General features: G+C 62.8%; 26 protein-coding genes. 17 read left to right on the top strand and 9 right to left on the bottom strand.

The genetic code is table 11. From position 1 onward, the window contains the following. The first annotated feature begins 50 nt into the window (after positions 1 to 50). The 6 genes from lptF (at position 51) to rsmA (ending at position 7,682) form a co-directional block, all read left to right on the top strand. Positions 51 to 1,253, top strand: coding sequence for an LPS export ABC transporter permease LptF (gene lptF / locus NKI69_RS25185; protein WP_023813771.1), 1,203 nt, complete (start codon positions 51 to 53; stop codon positions 1,251 to 1,253). Continuing rightward, positions 1,250 to 2,335 carry an LPS export ABC transporter permease LptG gene (gene lptG, locus NKI69_RS25190; RefSeq protein WP_031213741.1) on the top strand — a complete coding sequence of 362 codons (1,086 nt, stop codon included), beginning with the start codon at positions 1,250 to 1,252 and terminating at the stop codon, positions 2,333 to 2,335. Before lptF ends, lptG begins: the two co-directional genes overlap by 4 nt. Continuing rightward, the gene (locus tag NKI69_RS25195; RefSeq protein WP_023813769.1) at positions 2,335 to 4,773 is read left to right on the top strand and encodes an LPS-assembly protein LptD; all 2,439 of its coding nucleotides are present in this window, start codon (positions 2,335 to 2,337) and stop codon (positions 4,771 to 4,773) included. Before lptG ends, NKI69_RS25195 begins: the two co-directional genes overlap by 1 nt. A gap of 99 nt (positions 4,774 to 4,872) precedes the next feature. Further along, positions 4,873 to 5,802 carry a peptidylprolyl isomerase gene (locus NKI69_RS25200; RefSeq protein WP_023813768.1) on the top strand — a complete coding sequence of 310 codons (930 nt, stop codon included), beginning with the start codon at positions 4,873 to 4,875 and terminating at the stop codon, positions 5,800 to 5,802. A 13-nt stretch (positions 5,803 to 5,815) separates the two neighbouring features. Further along, positions 5,816 to 6,832 carry a 4-hydroxythreonine-4-phosphate dehydrogenase PdxA gene (gene pdxA, locus NKI69_RS25205; RefSeq protein ID WP_502895161.1) on the top strand — a complete coding sequence of 339 codons (1,017 nt, stop codon included), beginning with the start codon at positions 5,816 to 5,818 and terminating at the stop codon, positions 6,830 to 6,832. 10 nt (positions 6,833 to 6,842) lie between these two features. Beyond that, positions 6,843 to 7,682, top strand: coding sequence for a 16S rRNA (adenine(1518)-N(6)/adenine(1519)-N(6))-dimethyltransferase RsmA (gene rsmA, locus NKI69_RS25210; RefSeq protein WP_352609739.1), 840 nt, complete (start codon positions 6,843 to 6,845; stop codon positions 7,680 to 7,682). A 50-nt stretch (positions 7,683 to 7,732) separates the two neighbouring features. On the opposite strand, the gene gmk is transcribed toward rsmA, so the two are convergent. From gmk to mltG, 3 genes are all read right to left on the bottom strand, one after another. Continuing rightward, on the bottom strand, positions 7,733 to 8,389 hold the full coding sequence (gene gmk, locus NKI69_RS25215) for a guanylate kinase (RefSeq protein WP_013532512.1): 657 nt from the start codon (positions 8,387 to 8,389) through the stop codon (positions 7,733 to 7,735). A 3-nt stretch (positions 8,390 to 8,392) separates the two neighbouring features. Then, complete coding sequence (locus NKI69_RS25220) at positions 8,393 to 9,283, bottom strand: YicC/YloC family endoribonuclease (protein ID WP_352442178.1); 891 nt, start codon at positions 9,281 to 9,283, stop codon at positions 8,393 to 8,395. A gap of 157 nt (positions 9,284 to 9,440) precedes the next feature. Continuing rightward, on the bottom strand, positions 9,441 to 10,493 hold the full coding sequence (gene mltG / locus NKI69_RS25225; protein WP_352722764.1) for an endolytic transglycosylase MltG: 1,053 nt from the start codon (positions 10,491 to 10,493) through the stop codon (positions 9,441 to 9,443). Between mltG and NKI69_RS25230 the strand changes: the two genes are divergently transcribed. Beyond that, the gene (locus tag NKI69_RS25230) at positions 10,492 to 10,764 is read left to right on the top strand and encodes a hypothetical protein (RefSeq protein WP_352442176.1); all 273 of its coding nucleotides are present in this window, start codon (positions 10,492 to 10,494) and stop codon (positions 10,762 to 10,764) included. The two genes, mltG and NKI69_RS25230, sit on opposite strands and share 2 nt — an antisense overlap. Here NKI69_RS25230 and fabF read toward each other — a convergent pair. From fabF to fabD, 5 genes are all read right to left on the bottom strand, one after another. Next, the gene (gene fabF / locus NKI69_RS25235) at positions 10,752 to 12,014 is read right to left on the bottom strand and encodes a beta-ketoacyl-ACP synthase II (RefSeq protein WP_352609745.1); all 1,263 of its coding nucleotides are present in this window, start codon (positions 12,012 to 12,014) and stop codon (positions 10,752 to 10,754) included. The genes NKI69_RS25230 and fabF overlap by 13 nt on opposite strands. 34 nt (positions 12,015 to 12,048) lie before the next feature. Continuing rightward, positions 12,049 to 12,285 carry an acyl carrier protein gene (locus NKI69_RS25240; RefSeq protein WP_006203723.1) on the bottom strand — a complete coding sequence of 79 codons (237 nt, stop codon included), beginning with the start codon at positions 12,283 to 12,285 and terminating at the stop codon, positions 12,049 to 12,051. Between the two features lie 210 nt (positions 12,286 to 12,495). After that, positions 12,496 to 13,233 (bottom strand): 3-oxoacyl-[acyl-carrier-protein] reductase, encoded by a 738-nt coding sequence (gene fabG, locus NKI69_RS25245; protein WP_023813762.1) that lies wholly within the window; start codon positions 13,231 to 13,233, stop codon positions 12,496 to 12,498. Between the two features lie 40 nt (positions 13,234 to 13,273). Then, the gene (gene relB, locus NKI69_RS25250) at positions 13,274 to 13,498 is read right to left on the bottom strand and encodes a type II toxin-antitoxin system RelB family antitoxin (RefSeq protein ID WP_352631894.1); all 225 of its coding nucleotides are present in this window, start codon (positions 13,496 to 13,498) and stop codon (positions 13,274 to 13,276) included. 60 nt (positions 13,499 to 13,558) lie between these two features. Next, complete coding sequence (gene fabD, locus NKI69_RS25255) at positions 13,559 to 14,500, bottom strand: ACP S-malonyltransferase (protein WP_352631896.1); 942 nt, start codon at positions 14,498 to 14,500, stop codon at positions 13,559 to 13,561. Positions 14,501 to 14,776: 276 nt separating this feature from the next. Here fabD and NKI69_RS25260 point away from each other — a divergent pair, with 276 nt between their 5' ends. Continuing rightward, positions 14,777 to 16,708, top strand: coding sequence for an LTA synthase family protein (locus tag NKI69_RS25260; RefSeq protein ID WP_352442174.1), 1,932 nt, complete (start codon positions 14,777 to 14,779; stop codon positions 16,706 to 16,708). An 8-nt stretch (positions 16,709 to 16,716) separates the two neighbouring features. Here NKI69_RS25260 and NKI69_RS25265 read toward each other — a convergent pair whose 3' ends face one another. Further along, the gene (locus NKI69_RS25265; RefSeq protein ID WP_352442173.1) at positions 16,717 to 18,375 is read right to left on the bottom strand and encodes a pilus assembly protein TadG-related protein; all 1,659 of its coding nucleotides are present in this window, start codon (positions 18,373 to 18,375) and stop codon (positions 16,717 to 16,719) included. A gap of 453 nt (positions 18,376 to 18,828) precedes the next feature. On the opposite strand from NKI69_RS25265, the gene rpsF reads away from it, so the two are divergent. The 9 genes from rpsF to NKI69_RS25310 all read left to right on the top strand — a co-directional run bounded on the left by rpsF (position 18,829) and on the right by NKI69_RS25310 (position 25,839). After that, positions 18,829 to 19,329 (top strand): 30S ribosomal protein S6, encoded by a 501-nt coding sequence (gene rpsF, locus NKI69_RS25270; RefSeq protein WP_013532520.1) that lies wholly within the window; start codon positions 18,829 to 18,831, stop codon positions 19,327 to 19,329. Next, positions 19,329 to 19,577, top strand: a complete 249-nt coding sequence (gene rpsR, locus NKI69_RS25275; protein ID WP_006203718.1) for a 30S ribosomal protein S18 — start codon at positions 19,329 to 19,331, stop codon at positions 19,575 to 19,577. The genes rpsF and rpsR overlap by 1 nt, the downstream gene beginning before the upstream one ends. A gap of 221 nt (positions 19,578 to 19,798) precedes the next feature. Further along, positions 19,799 to 20,383 carry a 50S ribosomal protein L9 gene (rplI, locus tag NKI69_RS25280; RefSeq protein WP_127289263.1) on the top strand — a complete coding sequence of 195 codons (585 nt, stop codon included), beginning with the start codon at positions 19,799 to 19,801 and terminating at the stop codon, positions 20,381 to 20,383. A 301-nt stretch (positions 20,384 to 20,684) separates the two neighbouring features. Further along, on the top strand, positions 20,685 to 21,989 hold the full coding sequence (locus tag NKI69_RS25285) for a cyclopropane fatty acid synthase (protein ID WP_023813756.1): 1,305 nt from the start codon (positions 20,685 to 20,687) through the stop codon (positions 21,987 to 21,989). Positions 21,990 to 22,056: 67 nt separating this feature from the next. Further along, positions 22,057 to 22,380 carry a YnfA family protein gene (locus NKI69_RS25290; protein ID WP_023813755.1) on the top strand — a complete coding sequence of 108 codons (324 nt, stop codon included), beginning with the start codon at positions 22,057 to 22,059 and terminating at the stop codon, positions 22,378 to 22,380. Position 22,381: 1 nt separating this feature from the next. Beyond that, on the top strand, positions 22,382 to 23,353 hold the full coding sequence (locus tag NKI69_RS25295) for a small ribosomal subunit Rsm22 family protein (RefSeq protein WP_023813754.1): 972 nt from the start codon (positions 22,382 to 22,384) through the stop codon (positions 23,351 to 23,353). Positions 23,354 to 23,493: 140 nt separating this feature from the next. Then, positions 23,494 to 24,207, top strand: a complete 714-nt coding sequence (locus NKI69_RS25300; RefSeq protein ID WP_352722765.1) for a DUF1428 domain-containing protein — start codon at positions 23,494 to 23,496, stop codon at positions 24,205 to 24,207. 40 nt (positions 24,208 to 24,247) lie between these two features. Further along, positions 24,248 to 24,613 carry a YciI family protein gene (locus NKI69_RS25305; protein WP_128303068.1) on the top strand — a complete coding sequence of 122 codons (366 nt, stop codon included), beginning with the start codon at positions 24,248 to 24,250 and terminating at the stop codon, positions 24,611 to 24,613. Then, entirely contained in the window at positions 24,610 to 25,839 is a 1,230-nt protein-coding gene (locus NKI69_RS25310; RefSeq protein WP_352722766.1) for an RNA polymerase sigma factor, read from the top strand. The genes NKI69_RS25305 and NKI69_RS25310 overlap by 4 nt, the downstream gene beginning before the upstream one ends. The last annotated feature ends 167 nt before the right edge of the window (positions 25,840 to 26,006 follow it).

The raw sequence follows: 26,006 nt of genomic DNA on the forward strand, positions 1-26,006 counted from the left end.
TACCTTGTTCGGTGGCATGATGCCGTTCGAAAAAATCGAGAAAAGCCTTCATGAAGGTCGTTGAACGCTACATCATGCGCCGCGCTTTCGTGGTCTTCATGGCCGCTCTTGTGTGGACGCTGGCGATCGTATGGACGACGCAGGTGCTGGCAAAGATCGATCTGGTCACCGACAGCGGCCAGTCGGCGCTGACCTTCTTCGAAGTCGCCGCCCTCATCCTTCCGTCCATCATCCCGATCGTGGTGCCTTTTGCCCTGGTGGTAGCGGTCGCACAGACACTCAGTGTCATGAATTCGGATTCCGAACTCGCCGTCGTCAACGCCGCGGGGGCCTCGCGCTGGACGATCGTGCGGCCGATCATGTTGCTGGCGCTCGCCGCCGCCGTTTTTTCCTTTGCCGTCGACAACGGCATCGACCCTTACGCACGGCAGAAGAACCGGGCCCTGGTGGCGTCGTCGCGCGCGGATCTGTTGTCGCTGATCATCCAGGAAGGCACCTTCCGCAAGATTGACGACGGGTTGTTCCTGCAGATCGGCGAGCGCCTTCCGAACAATCGGCTGGGTGGCATTTTCGTCGCCGATTCGCGCGAAGAAGGCGTCAACCTCGTCTACTACGCCAAGACCGGCAGCATCGTCGAACGCGGCGGTGAAAAGGTGCTGATGATGAATGACGGCGTCATCCATCGCAAAACGCTGACCGGCGATCTCTCCGTCATCCGCTTCACCTCCTATGCCTTCGACATGTCGGCCTTCATGGCGGCGGCTTCGGCGGTGACGCTCCTGCCCAAGGACCAGACGACACAGTACCTGCTCAACCCGGGTGCCAACGACAAGTATTATCAGCAGAACCCCTACGAATACCGGGCCGAGGTCAACCAACGGTTCTCGGAATGGACCTATTCCATGGTTTTCGCGCTGATCGCGCTTGCAGTCGCCGGCGATGCGCGCTCGCACCGCGAGGCGCGCGTCAATCCGCTGATCACGGCGATCACGATATCGCTGTTCGTGCGTTGGCTGGGCTTTTTTGCCGCCAGCAAGGCGGATGAGGTCCCGCAATATGCGTATATGGTCTATGGCGTGCCGATCGTGGCTTCCGCGGTGGCGATCTGGTTCATCGTCTCCAACCGGACACTGGAACTGCCCGTGACCTGGGCGGACTGGATGACAAACTTCGCCACGCGCATCGCTGACAGCTGGAATGCTTTCAAATTGCGTTTGTCCAGGCGCGGCGCATCAGGCCAAGGGGTCGGCTGATGGGCTGGACACTGGGCCGCTATTTCTTTTTCCGCTATGTGACGATCACCATCTGGTTCTTCATCGGCCTCCTGGCGCTGGTGTTCCTGATCGATTTCACCGAGCTGTCCGGACGCACCACCGGCCTGCCCGGCTTCACCTACGGCACGGCGGTAGCCATTTCAGGCCTCCGTATGCCGATGATCATGCTGCAGACGGTGCCGTTCGTCGGTCTCTTCTCGGCGATGGCGACGCTGGTGTCGCTGAACCGGCGCTACGAGCTGGTCATCGCGCGTTCCGCCGGTGTTTCCGCCTGGCAGTTCCTCTTGCCCTGCTGTATCGGAGCCTTGCTGTTCGGCGTCCTGTCGGTTGGCGTCATCAATCCACTCGCCGCGCACGCATTCTCCTGGTCCGAGCAGATCGAAACCCAGCTGCGTTCGGGCAAATCGAATACGGTCTCGGCCGATGCCGCGCCCTGGATCCGTCAGAAAACCAGTTCGGGCGACACCATCATCGGTGCGCGGGCCATCCTGAACCAGGGCCTGGAAATGGCCGATGTCGTATTTTTCATTCTCGACCCGCAAGGCAACATCGTCGAGCGCAAGGACGCCGCCCGTGCCTTCCTGCGCGACGGCTATTGGGAATTGCAGGACGTCAAGACGTTCCAGAACGGCACGATCCAGGCATCGGCAACCGATCGCGTACCGACCAATCTGAAGCCCGAATTCGTGCAAGAGCGGCTGGCTCGCCCCGAAACCATCCCGTTCTACGACCTGCCCGGAAAGGTCGAGGTTGCCCGCTCCTTTGGCCTCAAGGCAAATGCCTTTGCCATGCAGTTTGATTCGCTCGTGGCGTTGCCGTTCCTTCTCGTCGCCATGACGCTGATCGCGGCAACGGTTTCAATGCGATTTGCCAGGATGGGACAGTCGGCGACGATGATTCTGGGTGGCATCATCGCTGGCTTTCTGCTTTATGTCGTTTCGGTGCTGGTGAAGGCATTCGGCGTGGCGGGATTCGTGCCGACTGTCGTAGCCGCCTGGGTACCGGTCATGGTGGCTATGTTCTTCGGGGTGACTTTCCTGCTATACAAGGAAGACGGCTAGTGAGGGAGGCGTTTTTGCCCAGCAACAGGCAGGCCGGTTTGGCGCGCCTCTATGCGGCGACCGCCTTGGCGTGCGTGCTTGCCTACGCCGTTCCGGCACCGGCGCTTGCGCAGGACGTCGGCGACATGGCGACATCGGTTCCGGCCGGCTCGCAAATGCTGCTGGCGGCCGATACGCTGGTCTACAACAACGACAACCAGACCGTGACCGCCGTCGGCGGTGTGCAGATCGACTATGGTGGCAATCGCCTTGTCGCCCAGCGGGTCGAATACAACCGCAACACCAAGCGGATGGTCGCGAGCGGCAACGTCGAAGTCATCAACAGCGACGGCACCAAGATCAATTCGCAACATATCGACATCACCGATGACTTCGCCGACGGCTTCGTCAACGCGTTGCGGGTCGAGACCATCGACAAGGCCTATTTCGCCGCCGAAAGCGCAGAACGCATGGGCGGCGTGCTGACCACTTTCCACAATGGCGTCTACACCGCCTGCGAGCCGTGCGAGGATAAGCCGGACAAAGCGCCGACCTGGCGCGTCAAGGCCAAGAAGATCATCTGGAACGGTGAGAAGAAGACGGTTCGCTTCGAGAATGCGAATTTCGAATTCTTCGGTTTTCCGCTTGCCTATCTGCCTGCATTCGAAATTGCCGACCCGACGGTGAAGCGCAAGAGCGGCTTCCTGATCCCGAGCATCATCTACAAGAGCGATCTCGGCGTCGGCGTGAAAGTCCCCTATTATCTCGCATTGGCGCCGACCTACGACCTGACCGTCACCGGCACCGGCTATACCAGGCAGGGTTTCCTCGGTGAGGCCGAGTGGCGTCAGCGCTTCGACAATGGCGAGTACAGCTTGAAGATCGCCGGGATACACCAGCAGAATCCCGACGCCTTCCTCGACACCACTGCCTTCCCATCCAGCTCTGGCCACAACGTCAATTCGGGCAGCGCCGGCGATCCCAACAAATTCCGCGGCATGATGGGTACCCAGGGGCAGTTCGCCATCAACTCACGCTGGAACTTCGGCTGGGACGTGCTGCTGCAGACCGACAAGAACTTCTCGAACACCTACGGCATCGACAAGTACAATAGCAGCGTTCACCAGTCGTCAGTCTACTTGACGGGTCTCAACGGCCGCAATTATTTCGACGTGCGCGCCATGCATTTCGATGTGCAGGAAGATACGCCTGACGACAATATCTCTGCGCGAAGTGGACAACAGCCGTGGGTGCTGCCGTCGCTCGATTACGCCTATATTCCTGATGCCTCGGTGGCCGGCGGCCAGCTGTCCCTCAATGTCAACGCGCGTGTCATCCGCCGCGACGATGTCGATGAGACCTTCGTCCAGCCCTACAATGCCCTCACTCCGACGCAGCGCGTCCGCGGCATCGAAGGCGAATCGGGCCGTCTCACCGCCGAGGCCGAGTGGAAGCGGAGTTTCGTCACAGATGACGGACTGGTGCTAACGCCGTTGCTCGCGCTGCAGGGCGATGTGGACTACCTCAACGCATCGTCGGCTTCGCTAGACGCCATCGACCGAATGGCAACGCATTTGGGCGAGCAGGACGATATGCGCTCGTCATTTGCCCGTTACATGGCAACCGCGGGCCTCGAGATGCGTTGGCCGGTGCTGTTTTCCATGGCCAGCGGGTCCAGCCATGTCATCGAGCCAATGGCGCAGGTCTTCATGCGTCCGAACGAGCAATATGTCGGCGGCCTCTCAGTGCCCAACGAAGACGCCCAAAGCATGGTCTTCGACGCGACCACCTTGTTCGAGCGCGACAAGTTCTCCGGTTACGACCGCGTCGAAGGCGGTTCGCGCGCCAATGTCGGCTTCCGCTATTCCGGCTCGTACAATAATGGCTGGGGCACCAATGCGATTTTCGGCCAATCCTATCAGATCGGCGGCGAGAACTCCTTTGCCGCGCCGGATCTGGTCAATGTCGGCGCCAATTCCGGCCTCGACACGACCAAGTCCGACTATGTCGGCCTGTTCGGCATCAACAGCCCCAACGGCTTCGCGGCCTCGGTCAGCGGCCGTTTCGACGAACAGAGTTTCGAGGTCCGCCGTGCCGAGGTGAAGGCCGCCTATTCCGGCCTGCCTGTGTCGCTGAGCGCCAAATACGCCTTCATCCAGGCCCAGCCGCTGTACGGTTTCACGGAAGACCGCCACGAAGTCACACTTGGTGCATCCACGCATCTGGCCGAAAACTGGCGCGTCTTCGGCACAGGAACCTACGACCTGCAGCAAAGCCTGCTGGTCAAGGACGGTGTCGGCTTCGCCTACAACGATTCCTGCTTCACTTATCTGATGACCTACTCGCAGTCGCGCGATCTGAACACCAGGGAGGTGTCGCAGACCATCGGCTTCAATCTGTCGTTCCGCACCCTCGGCGATTTCGGCTCGTCGACCAGTGGCGTCGACACGATCCAGTAACAATCGGCGACATCGTTTCGCCGCATAGGGCTGGCACGGATTTCGCGCACCTGGAAAGATGAAATTGGGCGGGACCGGGATAGAATTGGGATACCAACGATGAGGAAATACCTCTTTTCAGCAGGTTTCGCGTTGCTCGTGGCGGCGACGTCCGTGTCGATCACTGCAATGACGCCGCCGGCTTTCGCCAGCGAGATCAAATACGTCGTCAACGACATTCCGGTCACCAGCGGCGACATCGCCCATCGCGCCGCCTTCCTGAAGCTGCAGCGCAAGAAGGGCGATGCCGGCCAGGAAATGATCGACCAGACGCTGCGTATGGCCGAGGCCAAGCGGCTTGGCATCCGCATCAGCGACGCACAGGTCGAGGCGGCGTATCAGCGCTTTGCCTCGAGCAACAAGATGCAGCTCAGCCAGCTTGACGGCGTCATGGAGAAGTCAGGTGTCACCAAGAGCCACTTCAAGGAATTCATCCGCGCCCAGATGGCCTGGAACCAGGCTTTGAGCGCACGCTACCGTTCCGGCGACGGCACAGGTGCCGTCAGCGAGCAGGATCTCGTGAGGAAGATGCTCGAAAAAGGCGGCGCCAAACCGAGCGCCACCGAATACATGCTGCAGCAGGTCATCTTCGTGGTGCCGGCGGCTGAACGCAGCGCGACGCTGGGCAAACGCAAGCGCGAGGCCGACGCCATGCGCGCCCGCTTCAACGGCTGCAACACGACGCGCGAATTCGCCAAGGGCTTGATCGACGTCACCGTTCGCGATCTGGGCCGGGTGCTCGCGCCGCAGCTGCCGCCGGACTGGGCCGAGCAGATCAAGGCTACCAAAGTCGGCGGTGCCACCGCCACGCGCGAAACCGAGCGCGGCGTCGAATTCATCGGCATCTGCTCGTCGCGCGAAGTGTCCGACGACAAGGTCGCCCAGATGGCGTTTCAGGCCGAAGGCTCCGGCGGCGACAAGGATGCCGACGCGCTCAGCAAGAAATATGTCGACGAGCTGAAGGCAAAAGCCCGCATCGTCAAGCGCTGACGTGGGCAACACAGTGAGTGCGCTCGCGTTGAGCGCCGGCGATCCGTCCGGCATTGGGCCGGAGATCGCCATCGCCGCCTTTATGGCGCGCGAAGCTGCCGCCCTGCCCCCCTTCTACCTGCTCGCCGATCCGGCGCTGATCGCCTCCCGGGCGCGCCTGCTCGGCATTTCGCTGCCGGTCGTCGAAACGACATCAGCGCAAGCGGCGCAGGTCTTTGCCCGCGCCTTGCCGATCGTTCCGCTAGCCGCCGGCTGCATCGACAGCCCCGGCCGGCCGGATCCGGCCAATGCGGCCGCCACCATCGAGGCCATCGACCGCGCCGTCGCCGATTGCCTTGCCGGCGAAGCCTCGGCCGTGGTCACCTGCCCCATCGCCAAGAAGCCGCTCTACGATGCGGGCTTTCGCTTTCCCGGCCACACCGAATATCTGGCGCATCTGGCAGCCCGGCACAGCGGCGTCGAGGCGATGCCTGTGATGATGCTGGCAGGACCCGACCTGCGCACCGTTCCCGTCACCATCCACATCGCGCTGGCCGAGGTGCCGAAGGCACTGACCACCGAACTGATCGTCGCCACCGCGCGCATCACCGCCGCCGACCTTACCGGCCGCTTCGGCATCGCCAAGCCGAGGCTGGCGATTGCCGGGCTCAACCCACATGCCGGCGAAGGCGGCGCCATGGGCCTCGAGGACGAGCTGATCGTGCGCCCGGCGGTCGACATCCTGCGTGCCGAAGGAATCGACGCTTTCGGCCCTTTGCCGGCCGACACGTTGTTCCATGTCCGGGCGCGGGCGGGCTACGACGCGGCCCTTTGCATGTATCACGACCAGGCGCTGATCCCGGCCAAGGCGCTGGCTTTCGACGAGGCGGTCAATGTCACGCTCGGCCTGCCCTTCATCCGCACCTCGCCCGACCACGGCACGGCCTTCGACATCGCCGGCAAGGGTGTGGCGCGGCCCGACAGCTTGATAGCCGCGCTGAAGCTTGCCCGGCGGCTGGCCGACACGAACACGAAGGCAATCGCCGTATGAGACCTCGGGCATGAGCATCGACGGGCTGCCGCCGCTACGCGAGGTGATCGAGCGTCATGGGTTGCAGGCGAAGAAGGCGCTCGGCCAGAATTTTCTGCTCGACCTCAACCTCACCGGCAAGATCGCGCGCACCGCCGGCGACTTGTCCGATGCAACAGTAATCGAGGTCGGTCCTGGTCCCGGCGGGCTGACCCGCGCCTTGCTCAACAACGGAGCGCGCCATGTGGTCGCCATAGAGCGCGACGAACGTTGCCTGGCTGCTCTTGCCGAAGTGTCCGACCACTATCCCGGCCGGCTGGAGGTTGTTTCCGGCGATGCGCTGAAGACGGATTTCGCAGGCCTTGCCAGCCGAGCGACCGGGAACGGCGGTCCGGTCAAGATCGTGGCCAACCTGCCCTACAACATCGGCACGGAGCTGCTGGTGCGCTGGCTGACGGTCAGCGACTGGCCGCCTTTCTACACCTCGATGACTTTGATGTTCCAGCGCGAAGTGGCCGAGCGCATCGTCGCGCCCGCCGGCAGCGACAGCTATGGCCGGCTAGGGGTTCTTGCCGGCTGGCGGACGGAGGCGAGGATCGCCTTCGACGTACCGCCACAGGCATTCACGCCGCCGCCAAAGGTCACCTCCTCGGTGGTGCATCTGGTGCCGCGCCCGACCCCTCTGTCCGCCGAGGTAAAAAAACTCGGCCGCGTCACCGAAGCCGCGTTCGGCCAACGTCGCAAAATGCTGCGGCAAAGCGTGAAGAACCTCGGCGGCGAGGCCCTGCTCGAACGCGCCGGCATCGATCCGACACGCCGCGCCGAAACGCTGAGCGTCGAGGAGTTCGTGCGGCTGACCAATGCGGTGTAAGAAGCTGCCGATCTCCCACCCCTCGTGGGGGAGATTGGCGCTTCACCGCCTCAGCCCGTCTTCTCGTCCAACAGTCCAGAGACGAAATCGAACAGGCCTGGCCGGCGGTCGCGTCTTAGCCGCTCGGCGACGACGATACCGCGCACTTCGGCGAAGGCGCGGTCAAGGTCGTCATTGACGATGACGAAATCATATTCCTTCCAGTGCTCGATCTCGTTGCGGGCGTTTTTCAGCCGCGTCTCGATCACCGCCTCCTGGTCTTCAGCGCGACGTTTCAGCCGCGCCTTCAACTCCTTCATCGATGGCGGCAGGATGAAGATCGAGACAATGTCGGCGCGCATCTTCTCCTTGAGCTGCTGGGCACCTTGCCAGTCGATGTCGAACAGCATGTCGCGCCCCTCGGACAGCGCCAGTTCGGCCGGTTCGCGCGGCGTCGCATAGCAATTGCCATGCACCTCGGCCCACTCCAGCAGTGCGTCGGAATCACGAAGCCGCTCGAATTCGCGCATCGTCCGAAAATGATAGTGGACGCCTTCGATCTCGCTTCCGCGGCGCGGCCTGGTGGTGACCGAGACCGACAGTTCGAGGCTGGAATCGCTTTCCAGAAGATTGCGCGCGATCGTCGACTTGCCGGCGCCGGATGGCGACGACAGGACGAGCATCAGGCCCCGGCGGCGAATGCGGGACCCCAAATCCTTGGCAACCATCGGCTACTCCAGATTCTGGATCTGTTCACGAAATTGGTCGACCACCGCCTTCAGGTCCAGGCCGATCGCGGTGACGGCTGCGGCATTCGATTTGGAACACAGCGTATTCGATTCGCGGTTAAATTCCTGTGCCAGAAAATCGAGCTTGCGACCGACCGCACCGCCGCCCAGCAGCAGAGCCCGGCCGGACGCGACATGCGTTTTCAGCCGGTCGATCTCTTCGCGAATATCGGCTTTGGTGGCCAGGAACGCCGCCTCCATGTGCAGTCGGGTGGCATCCAGATTGGCGGAAGCGTCCATCAGCAGCCTGACCTGCTCGGCGATGCGTTCGCGAATCACCGTCGTCTCGCGGGATGGATCCGCCTCGGCTCGCAGCGTCAGCACCTCGATCGTGTCGATATGACCCGACAACAGCAAAGCCAGCGCGGCTCCTTCGCCCTGACGTGCCTGTTCGAGCCCGTTCAAGGCCACTTCGAGCGCGACCATGATCGCGGCATCGAGCGCGGCCCTCGCCTCCTCGGTTTCGACGGTTTCAGGAATGTCGAGCACGCCGCGCAGCGAAAGCAATCCATCTGACGTCGCCGCAGCAACGCCGAATTGCTCCTGCAGCCGTTTGGCGAGCCCAGCAAGGTCCTTCAGGAAGGCTTCGTTGACGACCGGCTGCGCCTGCGCGCCAACGGCACGGCCGATGGTCAGCGTCGCCTGGAAATTGCCGCGTGCAAAACGTTTCTGAAGTATCTGCCGGACAGCAGGTTCCAACCGTTCGAAGCCTTGCGGCAGCCGCAGCCGTACCTCGACGCTCTTGCCGTTGACGGACTTGACCTCCCAGGCGATCGAAGTGCCTTCGTGCTCGGCGACGGCACGTGCAAAACCGGTCATGCTCTGCAAATTCATATCGCCCACACGTCCCTGGCACATCGCCCTGAACCGGCTTTCCGGACAGGAGCGAGTGCGGCTTGAAAAAAGACTGCGCCGCAGGCGCGTCGAAATCGGACGCGCGGCGCTCTTCCAAATGTCAGGGCGTTGCCTGTCGGGCAACGCCTTTCTTCATTTATTGGGCAGCGCCCGCGTCACCGCCGCTGGCATCGCTGTCGCCGGTGCCAGTCGTCTTGGCGGCTTTGGCGGCATCATCGGCCTGCTTCTTCAGCAACGCGCGATAGCGGGCGACATTCTCGTTGTGCTCGTCCAGCGTCGCGGCAAAGACGTGCCCGCCGGTGCCGTCGGCAACGAAAAAGAGGTCGGCGGTTTTCGACGGATTGGCCACCGCCTCCAGCGCTGCACGACCCGGATTGGCAATCGGCGTCGGCGGCAAGCCATTGATCACATAGGTGTTGTAGGGAGTCTGTTTCTGGATGTCCGACTGGTAGATCGGCCGGTCCGCCGGCTTTCCCTTGCCGCCGAACAGCCCATAGATGATGGTTGGATCGGATTGCAGGCGCATGCCCTTGGCAAGCCGGTTCAGGAAGACGGCGGCAACTCGCGAACGCTCGTCACCCTTGCCCGTCTCCTTCTCGACGATCGAGGCCAGCGTGACGAACTCCTCGACGTTGGCCAGCGGCAGGTCAGGCGCGCGCCGCTCCCAGACATCGTCGACCAGCTTCTTCTGATCCGCCAGCAGCTTGTCGACCATCTGCTGGCGTGTCGCGCCGCGCGTGAAGCGCAGCGTGTCGGTGGCGAGGCTGCCCTCCGGCGGCGTGGTTGCCGGCATGTCGCCGCTCAACGCAGTCTCCTCGGCGATGCGCTGCAATGCCTGGTCGACCGTCAGTCCCTCAGGAATGGTCAGCGAATACATCACCGACTTGCCGCTCTTCAAAAGCTCCATGATATCGCGCATGGAAGCCCTGGGCTTGATCTCGTACTCGCCGGCTTTCAGCGCGGAATCATTGCCGAAGGCCCGCACGCCAAGACGGAATACCCGGGCGTCGCTGATCAGTCCGCGGCGTTCGAGCTGGTCGGCGATATCCTGGACGCCGGTGTTCGGCTTGACCAGGAAGGTGTCGCCATTAGCCGAAGGTCCGGGTTCGGTGAATTCCTGCTTGCCGAAATAGACCGCGACGCCGGCCGCCAGAACCACCAGCATCACCGAGGAGATGACGAAGTTCATGAACACGACGACCTGGCTGCGTGACGCACGCGAGCGCTTCGGCGGTGGCGTGCCAGCCTCTGGCCGCAACGCCTCGCTGGCCGTTTTCGGCACGATCGGGCCGGATGTCGGCGGCCGTTGCCCGAATTCTCCGTTGCCTGCCGGATTTGTGTTCATTTCGCCCTACCGTTTGATCGCCCAACGAATCCCCAGCGGCAGAGTAGGGGCGAATATGGCAAAATTGACGGCACGCCAAAGCGCCGCCCGGCAGCCGGACGATCAGCCATTGTAGCGCTGGAAGACCAGCGACGCGTTGGTCCCGCCAAAGCCGAAGGAATTGGACAGCGCCACGTCGATCTGGCGGGCACGCGGCTTGTTCGGCACCAGATCGATCGCGGTTTCGCGTTCCGGGTTATCGAGATTGATGGTCGGCGGCGCGACATTGTCTCTGATGGCAAGGATAGAGAAGATCGCTTCGGCGGCACCCGCCGCTCCAAGCAGATGGCCGATCGACGACTTGGTTGACGACATCGAAATCTTCGATGCGGCATTGCCGACAAGCCGCTCGACGGCACCGAGCTCAATCGTGTCGGCCATGGTCGAGGTGCCGTGCGCGTTGATGTAGTCGACATCGGCCGGCGTCAACTTGGCCCGGTTCAGTGCCGCCGTCATGCAACGGAAGGCGCCATCGCCATCCTCGGCGGGCGCGGTGATGTGATGCGCATCGCCGGTGAGACCATAACCCGTCACCTCGGCATAGATCTTGGCGCCGCGCGCCCTGGCATGTTCGAGCTCCTCGAGCACGACAACGCCGGCGCCCTCGCCCATGACGAAGCCGTCGCGGTCCCGATCATAGGGTCGCGACGCCATTTGCGGCGAATCATTGCGTTCCGTCGACAGTGCCCGGCATGCGGCAAAGCCGGCGATCGACAGCCGCGTCACCGGCGCTTCGGCGCCACCGGCGACCATCACGTCGGCATCGCCCCACATGATCAACCGGGCAGCATCGCCAATAGCGTGCGCGCCGGTCGAACAGGCCGTGACGACGGCATGGTTCGGGCCTTTCAGCCCGTGCCGGATCGAAACCTGCCCGGAGACGAGATTGATGATCTGGCCCGGGATGAAGAAAGGGCTGATGCGGCGCGGGCCGCGCTCCTTGAGGATCGTCGCGTTCTCGGCGATGCCCTCGATGCCGCCGATGCCGGAGCCGATCAGGACGCCGGTGGCACACCGCTCTTCATGCGTCTTGGGTTCCCAGCCGGAATCCTTCAGCGCCTCGTCGGCGGCGGCAATCCCATACAGGATGAAGTCGCCGATCTTGCGCAGTTCCTTCGGCTCGAGCACGGCCTCCGGATTGAAGGTGGCATTGCTGCCGTCACCACGCGGAATGACGTGGGCGATCTTGCAGGCAAGATCCTCCACCTCGAACTCAGTGATGCGCTTGGCAGCGCTGCGGCCGGTCAGAAGTTCCTTCCAGCTGTGCTCGAAGCCCATGCCGAACGGCGACAGCAACCCAAGGCCCGTGACGACGACACGCCTCATCGCAGGTCCTCCCCGGTGATGACTGCGGAAAGCGTCAGGCCGAAGCCTTGTCGATGTACTTCACGGCATCGCCAACGGTCAGGATGGTCTCAGCCGCATCGTCGGGAATCTCGACGCCGAATTCTTCTTCGAACGCCATGACGAGTTCGACCGTGTCGAGGCTGTCGGCGCCCAGATCATCGATGAAGCTCGCCTGCTCCGTCACTTTGTCGGCATCGACGCCAAGGTGCTCGATGACGATCTTCTTGACGCGCTCTGCGGTGTCACTCATTTGGGCATCCTCGTCTTTTGTTTGTCTGTCTTCGTTAGCGGGCAGAATGCCGCTAATCAAGCTGAAAGATGGTCCTGCCGGAAACGCAACGACTACGGACCGGTTTTTGCCCGAACCGCCGGGTTGCGGGCCGCATTACACGAAAAATAGCTGAGGTCCAAGCCGAAATGGTCTCTTTTCACAACCCGCCGGCGTTGCTGCCGAACCTCGTTAGATCATCGCCATGCCGCCATTCACGTGGATGGTCTGGCCGGTGACGTAGGCGGCTTCGTTGGAGGCGAGATAAGCGACGGCGGACGCGACTTCAACGCTGGTGCCCATGCGCCGCGTGGGGATCGCCGCCATGATCGCCTCTTTCTGCTTGTCGTTGAGCTTGTCGGTCATCGCCGATTCGATGAAGCCCGGGGCGACGCAGTTGACGGTGATGTTGCGGGTGGCGATCTCCTGTGCCAGCGATTTGGAAAAGCCGATCATGCCGGCCTTTGAGGCGCAATAATTGGTCTGGCCGGGATTGCCGGTGACGCCGACCACCGAGGTGATGTTGATGATGCGGCCATGGCGGCGGCGCATCATCGGATGGGTGAGTTCGCGGGTCAGCCTGAACACGGCGGTCAGGTTGACTTCGAGCACGGTGTCCCAGTCGGCATCCGACATGCGCACGAACAGCCCGTCCTTGGTGATGCCGGCATTGTTGACCAGGATGTCGACGCCTTCGAGATCGGCCTCGGCTTTCTGGCCGAGCGCCTTGACCTCGTCACGGTTCGACAGGTTGGCCGGGAACAGCTTGACCCGGTCGCCAAGCTCGCTAGCCAGCGCTTCCAGTTTCTCGACGCGGGTGCCATGCAGGCCGACGATCGCGCCCTGCGCATGCAGCATCCTGGCGATCGCCTCACCGATGCCTCCCGATGCGCCGGTGACGAGCGCCTTGCGGCCAGTCAATTCGAACATGTGTTTAATCCTCTTTCAAATCGGACAGCCCGCGAATTGGCTATCTGTAGACGTCGCCGTTCCAGAAGTCTTCGGCTCTCAGAATGCCTTCTTCGCCGCTCCTGATCCGCCCGAGCACCTCGGCGGCAAGGTAGTAATCCTCTACATCCTCAAGGCCCCGCTCAATGAATTCGCGCAGATAGTAAGCCTTGCTGCGACCGGTTTCGGCCGAAAGCGAATCCAACCGTCGCTCGACTTCAGAAGAAAGACGGATCGATGTGGGCATGCCGCACCTCGTTGCGATGCATGTATGTGGTCATGCGCCGGTGAATTCAAGTTGCGCAGCTCAACGAAGCGCCACCAGCACTGCCTCGACCTCAGCCGCGGAGCCGACCGACGCGGTGGCAATGTCGCGGTTGATGCGCCGCGCCAATCCTGAAAGCACCTTGCCGGCGCCGATTTCGTAAAGCGTGGTGATGCCGTTCGCGCCGAACCACTCCACCGTCTCGCGCCAACGCACGCGGCCGGTTATCTGTTCGACCAGGCGGCGGGCGATCTCGTCCGGATCGCTGGTCGGGCTAACCGTGACATTGGATAGGACGGGAACCACCGGCGAATTCTTTGTCACGCCGGCCAGGGCTTCCCGCATGACGTCGGCCGCGGGCGCCATCAGCGCGGAGTGGAAAGGCGCGGAAACCTGCAGCATCAGCGCTCGCTTGGCGCCCTTTTCCGTGCACAGTTTCGCCGCCAGTTCGACCGCAGCCTTGGTTCCGGAAATAACCAGCTGACCGCCGCCATTGTCGTTGGCGATCTGACAGACCGACCCTTTGGATGCCTCGGTGCAGGCTGCTTCGACATCGGCCTGTTCCAATCCGATGATCGCCGCCATGGCGCCCTCGCCGGCCGGCACCGCCGCCTGCATGGCATTGCCGCGTATGCGCAGCAACCGGGCGGCATCGGCAACCGAAACGAAGCCAGCAGCGGCCAACGCCGAATATTCGCCCAGCGAATGACCGGCGACATAGGTGACCTTGCCTTTCAGCGAGAAGCCGCGCGATTCCAGCGCCCGGACCACGGCCAGGGACACCGCCATCAGTGCCGGCTGCGCGTTTGCGGTCAGCGTCAACGCCTCTTCCGGCCCTTCCCAGATCAGCTTCGACAAGTTCTCACCAAGTGCGTCGTCGACTTCCTGGAAGACCCTGCGCGCTTCGGGGAAGGCGTCGGCGAGATCCTTGCCCATGCCGACCGCCTGGCTGCCTTGTCCGGGAAAGGTGAATGCGACGGCCATGCGAGGGCTCCCAAGGGCTGGTTTTGCTTGCCTGAAGACGGGTTTTTCTTGCCTGTGAGGCATGGCGGGGCGCCAAGTCAAGCCCGGTTCGACCCTGCCCGACGGCCGCCTCATCCGCCGAGTGCCTGTTCCGAAAGGCTTTTTGGCGATCACTCCTGATGAAAACCGCTCACGATTCGTTTGCTGGCTCTTCTTATTTTGGCCACAGGCGCTAGCTTTGCGTGACAATTCCATGACAATCGAGTGACGTGTTTGTCGCTGGGTGGGGAAGTTTAAGTGGCAAAGAGTTACAAACGCGCCGGCAAGCCCGCGCCACAGTTCCTGGAAGACGACCCCTCCACCGGCTATCTGCCGGGCAGGAGATGGCCGGTCGTGCGCTATGGGCTTGTCAGCCTGGCGATCGCGGCCGTCCTGGTGTTTGCGATCGAACTGATCGTGCGCGGCGATTTTGCTGGCACCGTCTCCTTCTTCCTGCAGCCGCTGAAGCCCGGCTGGACCACCATCGTCGTCTTCGCGCTGATCCTGATCGGCCTCGATGCGGTGCTCGGCCGCAGCCATCAGAGCCTGATGATCGTCGCGCCGCTGACGCTATCCCTTGCCTTCGTCGGCCACCAGAAGTCGCATTATCTCGGCGATCCGCTCTATCCCACCGATTTCCTCTATGCCCGCCAGATCTTCGCGCTGCTGCCGCTTTTGGTGCGCGACCGGCCGATGACCGCGCTCGCCATGGTCGTCGGCATCGTCGCCGGCCTGTCACTGCTCGTCTACGGCTGGCGGCTGTGGCGCCGCAAGGTTCCCGCGCTCAGCCGCAAGGGCCGCCTTGCCCGGCTGACGCTGGCCGTGCCGCTGCTCGCCTTCTTCGTTTCGATCATGGACTACGCCACCTTCTCCTGGACCAGGGACCGGCTGCAGATCATCCCGATCATGTGGGACCAGAAGGAAAACTATGCCTCCAACGGTTTTGCGCTGGCCTTCGCCCTCAATGTGCCGATGGCGCATGTCTCGGCGCCGCCAGGCTATACCGACAAAGCGATCGCGGCGATCGGCAGACCTGATGTAACCGCCTCGGTGCCGGCCGAGAAGCCCGACATCATCATCGTCATGAGCGAATCCTTCTGGGATCCGACCAAGCTGCCCGGCGTCACCATCACGCCCGATCCGATCCCCAACGTGCGGGCGCTGCGCTCGGGCTCGATGTTCTCGCCGGAATTCGGCGGCATGACCGCCAACATCGAGTTCGAGGCCCTGACCGGCTTTTCCAACGCCTTCCTGCCGGCCGGCAGCATCCCCTATCAGCAATATGTGCGCACGCCGACGCCTTCGCTGGCAACCTTCCTCAAGAGCCAGGGTTACCGGGCGCGCGCCATCCATCCCGGCACCAACTGGTTCTGGAACCGTGGCGCGGTCTACGCCGATTTCGGCTTCAACGACTTCAAGTCGGAAGAGACGCTGCCGCCCATGCAAAAGCGCGGGCCGCTGGCATCGGACGCGGCGATGACCGACGAGATCATCAGCGAGGCCGACGCCAGCGACGAGCCAGTGTTCTTCTTTGCCGTCAGCCTGCAAAACCACGGTCCTTACGAGCCGAACCGCTATTACAATCCGACGCATACGGTGAAGGCGCCGATCAGCCAATGGGCGCGCGAATCGCTGCTTAGCTATGCCGAGGGTTCAGCCGATGCGGATCGCGGCCTTGAACGCCTGGTCGAATGGGCGAAGAAACGCTCCCGTCCCACCGTGATCGCCTTCTTCGGCGATCATCTGCCGCCGCTGGGGCCGGTCTACGTCGAAACCGGCTTCCTCAAGGACAATGTCGCGCCGCGCAAGGAAGCGTCGCCCGAGGCCGCCCTCGAACACCACGAGACGCCGCTGGTCATCTGGTCGAACCGCACCGGACCGGCTGAGCACATGGGTGCCGTCAGCCCAGCCTTCCTGCCCTATCATATCCTGAAAACGGCCGGGATCAGCCATCCCTACTACACCGGCTTCCTGGGCGAGATGAGCGAACGCTACCGTGTCGTCGACCGCAATCTTCTGCTGACGCCGGCTGGCGAAGCCACGCCCGATTGGGCGCGACAAAAGGAGATCGATCCGGCGATCCGCGATTTCCGCCTGCTGCAGTACGATATGATGTTCGGCAAACGCCACGCGGCACCCGACTTCTTCCCCGAAACGGTCGACAAGATTGTCGCCGCCCATACGAGTTGAGACCGCCTTTAGTTCGTCAATTGCAGCTTTGAGAACTTGTTGGCAATCTGCTGGAAGACGTCCGGCAATTTGGTCGGATCGTTGACTGCATAATAGCCGCTCGGATCAGAGGCGCAGGCGCTGTAAAGCGCACGGTTGGCTGCGGTGTCGGACTGCAGCACCATGGTGTAGATCTGCACGCCCTGGTCCTTCAATTGGGTGCAGACGCTTTTGGTCCAGCCATCGACGTTGCGTGCCGCCGTCGTCTGGTTATCCGATCCGAAACGACCGCCGGCCAGATAGCCATATGATGTGTAGTCAGACTTCGTCGGCTGTTGGCTGGCGCCATAGACGACGTTCTCACCGTCGGTGAGCAACAGCACGATCTTGCTGATGCCGGGCGTCTTCCACGGCGCTCCATCGGTGTAGGGCGCGGCGGGCGACAGCACCCGCATACCCCATGACAGGCCCTCGGAGACATTGGTGCCCGAACCGTTCCACTCGGTCATCTGACTGGCTGCCTTGCGCAGCTTGTCGAAATCGTCGGTCAGGGCGACCACCGGGGTCGGACACGCACGGTTCGGGCCGATAGTGATGGGAGAGCCGGTCTCGGTGATGAGTTCCTTGGCGGGCGCAACATATTTGGCGATCTTTTCCCTGGCAGCCCTGTCATCGGGTGACAAAAGGTCGATGAGGTTGCCGAGCAGGTTGCTGAGATCGATGCCCAGAATGTTGATGCCCGACTGGGCAAGCCTGGTTTTGTCGCTGACATCGTTGAGGTAGGAGTTGTTGTAGTATTTGTCCGAATTGCCATAGGCGCCAGACGGCTTTTGGGCGTCTTCGGGATCGTCCGGCGCAAAGTACGGCACGAACAGCGTGTCGGGCTTGGCCGTGTCGGGTGGCGTGTCGGAGATATTGTAAGCGCCTGGCCGCGCCTCGACACAACCCTTCCATCCGGTGCCATTCCATCCGGCATCGGTCCATCCGGTCTTCTTGAGCTGTTTGAAAAGCGCCATGTGGTTCGGTCGCTTGCCGTCGATGACGGGAAAATTGACGCCGTTGGTCGAGGACTTGCCGTCCATGTCGATCCAGGACGGATCGAAGCCGTCGCCATTGACGTTGACAGCGGTTACGAAAGGAACCAGCGAGGCGCGGATCTTGCGCGTCGGCGATTTCGCCGCTTCGAGCGTGTCGAGCAACGATTTTGTCGCCGTCCTCAACGCCGTCATGCGCGCGCCGGCCATCGAGCCGGTGTTGTCCAGCACCAGCACGACTTCGAGCTGGTTGTTCGATTCGACCGCCGAGGCATCGACGACGATGCGCTTGCTGTCGCCGAACAGGAAGGCGAAGTTGAGATTGACGTCCGCCGAGGCAACCGCCTTTGTCTTGACGAAGTTGACGCCCTTGTCGACAGTCAACGTCGCCTGCGCATTGCCGAGCTCGCCATGACCGACGATGTTGGCTTGGAAATAGCGGTTGAAAGCGTCATTGCGGGTGATGTCGAGATCGCCAAGGTGCGAGGAAGCAAGGTTTGCCGAATCGAGAGCGTTCTGCAAATTGCTCTTGGCCCGCATAAGGGTCGAGACATCGGTTGCGAAAGCGACTGCTGTCAGGATGACCGGCAAACCCAGTGCCAGCACAAGCGTGAAATTGCCGCTCTTCGAGCGCCAGAATTTGTCGAGAAGCATCCTTACCCCCGGAAATGCTTGCCGCTTTTGTGCGGTCGTCCGGGCTTTTGCGCCTTCCATGATGAATCGACCGTTGACGGCTGGGCTTCAACTCCACACAACCTTCTAGTGTGGTTAAGACGTGGTTCCCGGAAACCACAACTTCCGCCGTTGCTGCTCCCCGATCGTCACGTGGGACACACGGGAATGCCGCTTGCCCTTGCTTTACGGTCGGATTGCTATATAGACGCCCGCAATCTGCCGGTCCTTGCTGGGGGCTGAACGGAGGGCCGGAGGTTTTTTAGAACCTTCGTGTGAAGCCGGAAGTGCTTCCGCCTCCCGTGTCTCCGCTCTCGACCGTCTCGTTATGCTCCTTTCTTCCCCCTGCCCCTTCGAGGGTTTGCGGGTCAGAGAAGTTGCAGAGGCTTTTGCCGCCGGGAACCGGGAGAGAAACGAAGAAAGGCATAAGACATAATGGCTCTTTACGAACATGTGTTTCTTGCCCGGCAGGACCTCTCGCAGCAGCAGGTCGATGCTCTTGTCGAACAGTACAAGGGTGTCATCTCCGCGAATGGCGGGTCCGTCGGCCGGGTCGAGAATTGGGGACTGAAGTCCCTCACCTACCGGGTCAACAAGAACCGGAAGGCTTACTACACGCTGATGGACCTGAATTGCCCAGCGGCCGCGCTCAACGAGATGGAGCGCCAGATGGGCCTGTCCGAAGACGTGCTGCGCTTCCTGACCATCAAGGTCGAGGCGCATGAGGAAGGCCCGTCGGCCATGATGCAGAAGCGCGAAGAGCGCTCGGAACGCGGCGGCTTCGGCGACCGCGACCGTGGCGATCGTGGCCCGCGCTCGTTCGGCGACCGTGATCGCGGCGACCGTGGCGATCGTCCGCCGCGCTCGTTCGGCGACGCCGGTGCCGATCGTGGTCCGCGCCGTCCGCGCGAAGGCTTTGAAGGGGGTGCAGAATAATGGTCGACATCAATCAGATCCCGACCCGGCGCCCGTTCCATCGCCGCCGCAAGACCTGCCCGTTCTCAGGCGCCAACGCGCCCAAGATCGACTACAAGGACGTGCGTCTCCTGCAGCGCTACATTTCCGAGCGCGGCAAGATCGTGCCGTCGCGCATCACCGCCGTCAGCCAGAAGAAGCAGCGCGAACTCGCCAAGGCAATCAAGCGCGCCCGCTTCCTCGGCCTGCTGCCCTACGTGGTTCGCTAATAGCGTCAATGCGGGCGGCTCGCCGCCCGCTCCTCTCCCACGGCGACGGGCGCCGCAGGGTTGGACATCAAATCCCGGGTTGAGGTCAAAAACCTCTAACTGCCGCGACAGGCAGGACAGCGACACCAGCGCCCCCGGGCGCTCAAGCTTCCTGACCTGTTCCAGAGACATTCGGCGTCGATCTCATCGATTGATTGGCGCCCAACCGAAGGAACAAAACCATGGACGTCATTCTTCTCGAACGCGTTTCCCGCCTCGGCCAGATGGGCGACACCGTCAAGGTCAAGGACGGCTTTGCCCGTAACTTCCTGCTGCCGCAGGGCAAGGCGCTGCGCGCCAACGAAGCCAACAAGAAGAAGTTCGAAGGCCAGCGCGCCCAACTCGAAGCCCGTAACCTCGAGCGCAAGTCGGAAGCGGCCCAGATCGCCGAAAAGCTCGACGGCAAGAGCTTCATCGCCGTCCGCTCCGCCGGCGAAACCGGGCAGCTTTACGGTTCCGTTTCGACCCGCGACATCGCCGATCTGCTGACGGCGGAAGGTTTCTCGATCAACCGCAACCAGATCCTGCTCAACCAGCCGATCAAGACCATCGGTGTCACCAATGTGGCGATCGCGCTGCATCCGGAAGTCGAGGTCACCGTCACGCTCAACATCGCCCGCACGGCCGACGAAGCCGAGCGCCAGGCCAAGGGCGAGACACTGACCACTGCCGAAGCCATCTATGGCGACGACATCAACGACAACGCCCGGCCGGAGAACTTCTTCGATCCGAACACCGAGTTCGAGGGCGGCGAAGACAACGCCTGATCACACTTCGCAAGACGATTGGAGCCATGGGCTGATCACGACTTAAAGCCAAGCTCCGATCACTTTGCCGTCATCCAGCCATGCTGGACCAATGCCCGGGTCTCTCGCCCGGGCATTTTTGTGCCAAATGGAACTTTTCGAACCCCTATATATTGTTGCAGACTATGGCGTAGCGCGTCCTTTGGCCGCGCAAAGCACGCTGTGCAACTTTGGTTCGGCGCAAGACCCCCGGCGAAATCGATACCGATTTTCGCGGTCACGCGCCAAGGCAGCCTGTCTGGCCGAGAGGGGACATTTGGTCATGAATATTCTGTTGAAGCGCGTTCTCGACCGCCTGGTGCGCACCGGCAATCTCAAGGTGACCGGCCCCAAGGGCTCGGCTGTGATTTTCGGCGACGGCAGCGGCGAACCGGTGCACATGCATATCAAGACGGCGCATGCCGAGCGCGCCATCACCTTCGATCCGATGCTGGCAGTGCCAGAGTCCTACATGGACGGCGAACTCGACATCCTCGAAGGCGGCGTGCTGGGCGTGATGCGCATCGCCTTCCAGAATATGGGCAGCGGCGGCATCGACGCCACCTGGTCGAAGGCCATCGAAGGGCTGCGCCACGCCTTCCGCCGCCTGCAGCAGATCAACACCGCCTCGCGCTCGCGCCGCAACGTGCAGCGCCACTACGATTTGTCGGGCGACCTCTACCGGCTCTTCCTTGACCAGGACATGCAGTATTCCTGCGCCTATTTCGAGCAGCCGGACATGACGCTGGACGAAGCGCAGGCCGCCAAGAAGCGCCACATCGCCGCCAAGCTCCGGCTGAAAGCCGGCCAGACGGTGCTCGACATCGGCTCCGGCTGGGGCGGGCTTGGCCTCTACCTCGCCAAAGCGTTCGACGTCGACGTGCAGGGCGTGACGCTGTCGACCGAGCAGCATGGCGTCGCCACCGACCGGGCGCACGCGCAAGGGCTGGAAAGCCGCGTGCATTTCGAGCTCAAGGACTACCGCGAACTCAACGAGCGTTTCGATCGCATCGTCTCGGTCGGCATGTTCGAGCATGTCGGCGTCAACCACTACCGTACGTTCTTCGACAAGAGCGCGACGCTGCTCAAGCCCGATGGCGTGATGCTGTTGCACACGATCGGTCGTTCCGGCGTGCCGTGGGCGACCAGCGCATTCATCCGCAAATACATCTTCCCGGGCGGCTATATCCCTTCGCTCTCGGAAGTCATGCCGGCGATCGAAAAGTCGGGCCTGGTCGTCACCGACGTCGAGATCCTGCGGCTCCACTATGCCGATACGCTGAAGCACTGGGGCGAGCGCTTCGCTGCCAACCGCGACAAGGCCAAGGCGATCTATGACGAGCGCTTCTGCCGCATGTGGGAATTCTATCTGGCGGCCTCGGAAGCCGCCTTCCGCTGGCAGGACCTGGTCATCTTCCAGATCCAGATCACCAAGAAGAACGATACGCTGCCGATGTCGCGCGACTACATGGCCAAATGCGAAAAGGCGCTCGAGATGCGCGATATGGGGCATCGTGAAACGGCTCCCGTCAAAAAGAGTCCGACCGCCAAGCCGGCTCGTCGCCGCAAGGTTGCGGACCAGGAATAGCATTGCCGCTTGCCATTGCCGGCGCCTGCACTGAAAAAGGTCCCGTGACCGTCGCGGGACCTTTTTCATGACCTACGTCCTCTATGCCGCCGCCGCTCTGGCCGAGATCGCCGGCTGCTTTTCGTTCTGGGCCTGGTGGCGGCTGGATAAGTCGCCGCTTTGGCTTCTTCCCGGCCTCGGCTCGCTTGCCCTGTTCGGCCTCCTGCTGGCGCTGGTCGACACGTCAGCCGCCGGTCGCGCCTACGCCGCCTATGGCGGCATCTACATTGCGGCATCGCTTGGCTGGCTGTGGCTGGTGGAGGACGTGCGCCCCGACCGCTGGGATTTTGCCGGCGCGGCGCTCTGCATTGCCGGCGCTTCCGTGATCCTTCTCGTCCCGCGGGGCGCGTGAGATGGAGTTGCCGGCATCCCTTCGCCAAGGTGTCGAGCGCTTGCTCGAAAACGTTCCGCTGGCTGTACTCAAACAAGCGGCAAAAACGCTGTCCGACCGTTATCGTGCCGAATTGCGCGACGGCCGTCTACACATGGCCGAGGATCTGGCGGTGAAAGCCTATCTGGCGACGCGGCTGCCGGCGACCTATGCCGCGATCCGCACCAGTCTCGATGCGCTGAGCGATGCCAAGCCCGCCTTCCAACCCAAGAGCCTGCTCGATGTCGGCGCAGGTCCTGGTACTGCGCTTTGGGCCACGACTGAGCTGTGGCCCGATCTCGAACAGGCTGTGTTGTTCGAAGCCAGTGCGGCGGTACGCAAGGTCGGCGAGACACTTGCCGCCGGTGCGATTGCCGCCCAGACGAGGTGGCTGGCGGGTGATGCCACCATCGACCTTGCCGACCTCAAGTCGGCCGATCTGGTCACTTGCGCCTATGTGCTCGATGAAATCGCTCCCGCATCACTGCCGAAGCTCATCGACCGCCTCTGGCAACTCACCGCCGACACGCTGCTTGTGGTCGAGCCGGGCACCCCTGCCGGCTGGCAGCGCATCCTTGCCGTGCGCCGGCAGTTGATCGAGGCGGGCGCGCATGTGCTAGCGCCTTGCGCGCATCAGGCGCCCTGCCCGCTGATCCAGCCCGACTGGTGCCATTTTTCCCGCCGCGTCGCCCGCTCGCGCCTGCATCGGCTGGCCAAGGATGCCGACGTGCCGTGGGAAGACGAGAAGTTCATCTATGTCGCGGCTTCCCGAGAACGGCCCACTTCGCACCAGGCGCGGGTTCTTGCGCCGCCGAAATCCGGCTCCGGCAAGGTTCTGCTCAAGCTTTGCCAGGACGACGGTACCGCCGCCGAGCGCTTGTTCACCAAGCGCGACGGCGCCGACTTCAAGCTCGCCCGGCGGCTGGACTGGGGCGACAGGCTGGGTTCCGAATAGGCGGCAGTGGCGTTTCGAACCGCTCCGAAGAAAAATTCGGAGCGATGTCGAATCCAGGCCGTGCCGTTCGACCATTGGCGTTCTCGGATCTTTCGAGACGCCAAGAGTGTCAAACGGCATCAGCCAACAGGAGAGACGCAATGAGCTATATCGCAGGATTTGTCGCCGCGGTGCCCGCCGCCAACAAGGAAGCCTATCGCAAGCATGTCGCCAAGGCGGCATCGGTGCTGAAGGAGTTCGGCACCACCCGGATGGTCGAGGGATGGGGCGACGACGTGCCCGGCGGCAAGATCACCGACTTCAAGGGAGCCGTGAAGGCAAAGCCGGATGAGGTCATCACCTTTTCGTGGCACGAATACGCGGACAAGGCGGCGGCGGACGCTGCCTATCAGACGATGATGAGCGACCCGCGCATGGCGGAGATCGGCGCGTCCATGCCCTTTGACGGCAAGCGCATGATCATCGGCGGTTTCACGCCGTTCATCGACCTGAACACGACCGGCAAGACCGGCTATATCGATGGCTCGCTGGTGCCGGTGCCGGCCGCCAACAAGCAAGCCTACCTTGCCGTGGCGGCGAAGCAGGCCGCGGTGATCAAGGAACATGGCGCAACCCGCGTCGTCGAGGCGTGGGGCGACGATGTTCCCGACGGCGAGATCACCGATTACCGCAGCGCCGTGAAAGCGACGGGCGATGAGGTTGTCGTCTATGCCTGGGTCGAATGGCCGTCGAAGCAGGTGCGTGACGACGCCTGGAAGAAGGTGATTGCCGATCCGCGCATGTATGCCGACACCATGCCCTACGACAACCAGCGCCGGGTCCACGGCGGCTTCGCACCGATCCTCGACGCCTGATCCCAAGAACCCTAGACAATCCTGGAAAAGGAAACCCACCATGCGTTATGCCTGTCTCATCTACTACCACCCCAAGACGCTGTTCGGCGGCAGCCCGCAAGCCAACGCCGTGCTGGCCGAATGCGCCGGATATGACGAGGTGCTCAGGGCCAGCGGCCACTTCGTAACCGCCGAGGCCCTGGTGTTGCCGGAAGAGGCGATGACCGTGCAGGTCCGCGACGGCAAGATGTCTTCGGTCGACGGCCCGTTCATGGAGACCAAGGAAATCCTGGGCGGCATCATCGTCATCGAAGCCCGTGATCTCAATGAAGCGGTGCGGGTGGCGAGCGGCCATCCGCTGGCAACGATCGGCTTTATCGAAGTCCGTCCGGTCGTCGACTTCAGCCAGCCGCCGCCGGTCCTGTGAGCACCGCCGGCCCGCGCGACGCCCTGGAGGCGGCCTACCGCACCGAGGCGCGGCGCGTGCTGGCGACCTTGATCCGCCTGCTCGGCGGTTTCGACGCGGCGGAGGAGGCCTTGCATGAGGCCTTCACTGCTGCCGCCGAACAATGGCCGCGCCAGGGTGTGCCGGCCAATCCCTATTCCTGGCTGGTCTCGGCCGGCCGCTTCAGGACCATCGACCGCTGGCGCCGGGAAGCGCGGCTGGCCGGGGCTCTGCCCGAGCTCACGGCTCTGGCCGAGCCGACACCGGAGCCGGCCATGCCGGAAGACATCCAGGACGATGAATTGCGGCTCATCTTCGTCTGCTGCCATCCGGCGCTGGCGCCGGATGCACGCATCGCCCTGACCCTGCGCGAAGTGGGTGGTTTGACCACCGAAGAGACCGCCCGCGCCTATCTGACGCCGGCACCGACCATTGCGCAACGCATCGTGCGGGCCAAGGCGAAGATCCGCGACGAGGCCATCCCTTACGAAGTGCCGGACCGCGACGACCTGCCGGCGCGTCTCGAGAGTGCGCTGCAGGTGATCTACCTGATCTTCAATGAGGGTTACGCGGCAACCGAGGGGCCGAACCTGACGCGGGCCGATCTGTGCGCCGAGGCGATCCGGCTCGGCCGGCTGATGGTCGAACTGCTCGACCAGCCGGAGGCGCAAGGGCTGCTGGCCCTGATGCTGCTGCACGAGGCGCGGCGCGCGACGCGGGTCGACGCCAGCGGCGACCTTGTCCTGCTAGAGGATCAGGACCGCACGCTGTGGGACCGTTCGCTGATCGCCGAGGCCGACGGCCTGATCGGTCGGGCGATCGCCTCGCGCCGCATCGGACCTTACATCCTGCAGGCGGCCATTGCTTCCGTCCACGCCGAGGCGGCAGGCACGGCGGAGACCGACTGGGTACAAATCGTCGCGCTTTACGATGTGCTCGGCCGCGTCGACCCCTCGCCGGTCGTGGCACTCAACCGCGCCGCGGCCATAGGCATGCGCGACGGCCCGCAGGCCGGACTGGCGGCAATCGAGGCGGCCATGGGACAAGGCGGGCTGGACGGCTACCATCTGGCGCACGCGGCGCGAGCAGAAATGCAGCGCAGGCTTGGCTTGACCGAAGCGGCAAGGACCTCCTACCGGCGGGCGATCGAGTTGACCCGGCAACCGGCGGAACGCCGGTTCATCGAGGGGCGACTCGGTCAGCTTTGAGCGGGATGGCTGCACAGGGCACCATTCTTGTTTTCCCGTTTTGTTCTCCCTGTAGATGCGCTACAATCGTTCTTTCGATTCGAGTCAATTGTGATTCTTTCCACCGAAAAAACTCGGCTGTGAATCGCGGGTATCAAAGCTGATTGGACAGGCACTGGTGCAGATAA

It is taken from the genome of Mesorhizobium sp. M0491 (assembly GCF_040321265.1).
Classification (GTDB): domain Bacteria; phylum Pseudomonadota; class Alphaproteobacteria; order Rhizobiales; family Rhizobiaceae; genus Mesorhizobium.

Excerpts from the sequence above, each read along its gene's own strand:
- lptF (WP_023813771.1), top strand. The coding sequence starts at position 51 with ATGAAGGTCGTTGAACGCTACATCATGCGCCGCGCTTTCGTGGTCTTC.
- NKI69_RS25200 (WP_023813768.1), top strand. The coding sequence starts at position 4,873 with ATGAGGAAATACCTCTTTTCAGCAGGTTTCGCGTTGCTCGTGGCGGCG.
- rsmA (WP_352609739.1), top strand. The coding sequence starts at position 6,843 with ATGAGCATCGACGGGCTGCCGCCGCTACGCGAGGTGATCGAGCGTCAT.
- gmk (WP_013532512.1), bottom strand. The coding sequence starts at position 8,389 with ATGGTTGCCAAGGATTTGGGGTCCCGCATTCGCCGCCGGGGCCTGATG.
- NKI69_RS25220 (WP_352442178.1), bottom strand. The coding sequence starts at position 9,283 with ATGAATTTGCAGAGCATGACCGGTTTTGCACGTGCCGTCGCCGAGCAC.
- NKI69_RS25230 (WP_352442176.1), top strand. The coding sequence starts at position 10,492 with ATGAACACGACGACCTGGCTGCGTGACGCACGCGAGCGCTTCGGCGGT.
- mltG (WP_352722764.1), bottom strand. The coding sequence starts at position 10,493 with ATGAACTTCGTCATCTCCTCGGTGATGCTGGTGGTTCTGGCGGCCGGC.
- fabF (WP_352609745.1), bottom strand. The coding sequence starts at position 12,014 with ATGAGGCGTGTCGTCGTCACGGGCCTTGGGTTGCTGTCGCCGTTCGGC.
- NKI69_RS25240 (WP_006203723.1), bottom strand. The coding sequence starts at position 12,285 with ATGAGTGACACCGCAGAGCGCGTCAAGAAGATCGTCATCGAGCACCTT.
- fabG (WP_023813762.1), bottom strand. The coding sequence starts at position 13,233 with ATGTTCGAATTGACTGGCCGCAAGGCGCTCGTCACCGGCGCATCGGGA.
- relB (WP_352631894.1), bottom strand. The coding sequence starts at position 13,498 with ATGCCCACATCGATCCGTCTTTCTTCTGAAGTCGAGCGACGGTTGGAT.
- fabD (WP_352631896.1), bottom strand. The coding sequence starts at position 14,500 with ATGGCCGTCGCATTCACCTTTCCCGGACAAGGCAGCCAGGCGGTCGGC.
- NKI69_RS25265 (WP_352442173.1), bottom strand. The coding sequence starts at position 18,375 with ATGCTTCTCGACAAATTCTGGCGCTCGAAGAGCGGCAATTTCACGCTT.
- rpsF (WP_013532520.1), top strand. The coding sequence starts at position 18,829 with ATGGCTCTTTACGAACATGTGTTTCTTGCCCGGCAGGACCTCTCGCAG.
- rpsR (WP_006203718.1), top strand. The coding sequence starts at position 19,329 with ATGGTCGACATCAATCAGATCCCGACCCGGCGCCCGTTCCATCGCCGC.
- rplI (WP_127289263.1), top strand. The coding sequence starts at position 19,799 with ATGGACGTCATTCTTCTCGAACGCGTTTCCCGCCTCGGCCAGATGGGC.
- NKI69_RS25285 (WP_023813756.1), top strand. The coding sequence starts at position 20,685 with ATGAATATTCTGTTGAAGCGCGTTCTCGACCGCCTGGTGCGCACCGGC.
- NKI69_RS25290 (WP_023813755.1), top strand. The coding sequence starts at position 22,057 with ATGACCTACGTCCTCTATGCCGCCGCCGCTCTGGCCGAGATCGCCGGC.
- NKI69_RS25295 (WP_023813754.1), top strand. The coding sequence starts at position 22,382 with ATGGAGTTGCCGGCATCCCTTCGCCAAGGTGTCGAGCGCTTGCTCGAA.
- NKI69_RS25300 (WP_352722765.1), top strand. The coding sequence starts at position 23,494 with ATGAGCTATATCGCAGGATTTGTCGCCGCGGTGCCCGCCGCCAACAAG.
- NKI69_RS25305 (WP_128303068.1), top strand. The coding sequence starts at position 24,248 with ATGCGTTATGCCTGTCTCATCTACTACCACCCCAAGACGCTGTTCGGC.